Annotated in this window: 2 protein-coding genes and 1 pseudogene; 2 read left to right on the forward strand and 1 reads right to left on the reverse strand. The window is 63.2% G+C overall.

Features of this window, described 5'->3' with window-relative positions; genetic code table 11:
- A partial coding sequence (locus APY03_RS41960; protein ID WP_198161341.1) for a hypothetical protein occupies positions 1-183 on the forward strand: 183 nt, incomplete at its 5' end.
- 945 nt (positions 184-1,128) lie between these two features.
- On the opposite strand, the gene APY03_RS32810 is transcribed toward APY03_RS41960, so the two are convergent.
- Entirely contained in the window at positions 1,129-1,386 is a 258-nt protein-coding gene (locus tag APY03_RS32810) for a hypothetical protein (RefSeq protein WP_068683861.1), read from the reverse strand.
- 82 nt (positions 1,387-1,468) lie between these two features.
- On the opposite strand from APY03_RS32810, the pseudogene relB reads away from it, so the two are divergent.
- Positions 1,469-1,717, forward strand: a pseudogene (gene relB, locus APY03_RS44890) (type II toxin-antitoxin system RelB family antitoxin); the annotation flags it as partial.
- Positions 1,718-2,011 lie beyond the last annotated feature (294 nt).

Raw genomic sequence — 2,011 nt, forward strand, 5'->3', positions numbered from 1 at the left:
ACTGTGCGAACTGGCGGCGCCTACACCGTCGTCGGCCTGTGCCTTCTTCAGGCTGAACTCAAGGGCAATGAGCTCATCGTGCGCCTGCCGGACAAGCCGTCGACTGCGCCCGACGAAACGGTGGTCGCCGCATTGAAGAGCGGGACCGGAATCGCCATCACCCTGGGCGAAGCGCGCTCATAGGATGAAAAAGAAACGCATCCATCGCGCCCAGAAGCTGCGCAACGGGGCATTTCGCCTTCATGCGGAGTCGTTCGTGGCTTGGACACACGCCTGAGGCCGAAGTCCACCAGGACCGCACCAGACGCGGTTTTCGCAACGTGTCGTATCGCCGTTCGATACTTCGGCTGAAAAGGAGCTGCCTCGCACGGTACGCGCCGGCACCATGCGGGCCATGACCACGCACGCCTCGACCTCATCTCCGAACTGGGCGCCCTCCGCGCGCCGAGGACGCCAACTTGGCGCGAACATTCCTGCGCACGCGCCGCTCCATGGCAAGGACGCGAAAACGCAGGTGGCGAAAGCTGTCAGACAGCCGCCCTTGGCCCGAAGCGCGCGTCCGACGCCGTGGGATTGGCTGTTCCCGAGTTTCTTTCTGTGCGTAGTGGTCGCCGCCCTTCCACTCGCGGGGTTGCATTGGACCTACCCCGGGAGCACGGCAGCCTGGCATGCCCTCGGGGATACCATGCTGCTTTCACTGCCTATCGTCATCCCATTGCCCTTCCTACTGGCAGGATGCATCGTAGCCTTGGCCGTTCAACCCGCCACGCGAACCCCTGCGGCATTCGGATTCCTGGGCGTCGCACTGCTCGTCGGCGCCCTCGGGATGCATGCCGTTCTTTCGATCGTATAGTTCCGCACATAGCCGACGCCGAGGCGTTTGGCATCGCCGCCGGCCGTTGATCCGTCGGCATCTCCGACGTGCCTTCTGCATCCCAGATGCACTGGATCCCCTTGCGATTTCGCTTTGCCGCCTCGGCCTGCCTAACGACTACGGCGACACGTTCTTCAAACATCTGAGGTGCTTTGCCAAGCAGTTCTACCGCTGCAGCGCGGTGTGCGCTCCGCCCAGGGCGAGGCGATGCGGCTCGCCCCAGCCGGGTGATGCTGGCTGCACCTGATCCGGTACTACTGGCCGTCTGGCCCGTCGCCGGAGTCATCCTCGTCGACCTCGTCGCGCGGGCCCGTCACCAGGTCCTCCGACAAGGCCTTGAGCGCCAGGAAACCGGCTTCCAGCGCATCGATGTAGGTCGCGAAGCCCTTGCCCGATTCCATCAGTGGCTCGAACTCCATCGAGTGGTCAAAGGACTCGATCAGCACCCAGTAGAAATCACCTTCCTCGTGCTGGTCGACGGTGAGGGCAATGGAAAGAAGAGGGCGAGCCATGCGGCAATTGTGGAAAGCGCGCATGACATTCCAAAGAATCATTCGTGGTGGCTGGTCCTTATTCTGGGCATGCCCGTCGGAGATCCGGCGGGGACCGCAGGCGACCGCCGCTTTGGCTAACGTCGGCCTGACAGCCTCCGACGCCATCCGTATCCTGCTGACCCGTATCACAAGAAAAGGTGGGCTTCTTGCAGGACTGGCGGTGGACGACTCTGCCTACGACGCGTGGTTTCGCGCGAAGGTCCAGGAGGCGTTGCAGGACTCCCGGCCCACGGTGCCTCACAAGCAAGTCATGGCTGAAGCACTAGTTGCCCAGAGTCGTCGTGCTCGGAATGGCGCGAAGCGGCTCGCGCCGACCTGCTGTCCCTCGTCGAGTACATCTAGCAAGACAACCCCGATGCGGCGCTGGAGCTCGTCGCCGGGATCGAGGACAAGGCCGAACGGCTTCGGGATCATCCCAAGCTTTATCGGCCGGGGCGCATCGGCAGGACGCGAGAGATGGCAGAAGAGGGCACCACCGCAACGCGACAAACTGACACGGCCTGGCAGAGCCGGCACGACCGCCATCTCGCCTCTCGCAAATGTTTTTCGCCTCTCTTGAAATCTGAGTGGGTAAGCTGACGCC

Origin of the sequence: Variovorax sp. WDL1 (assembly GCF_001541225.1) — a bacterium.
Taxonomy (GTDB): Bacteria; Pseudomonadota; Gammaproteobacteria; order Burkholderiales; family Burkholderiaceae_C; genus Variovorax.

Coding starts and splice junctions, on each gene's coding strand:
- APY03_RS32810 (WP_068683861.1), bottom strand. CDS start 1,386: ATGGCTCGCCCTCTTCTTTCCATTGCCCTCACCGTCGACCAGCACGAG.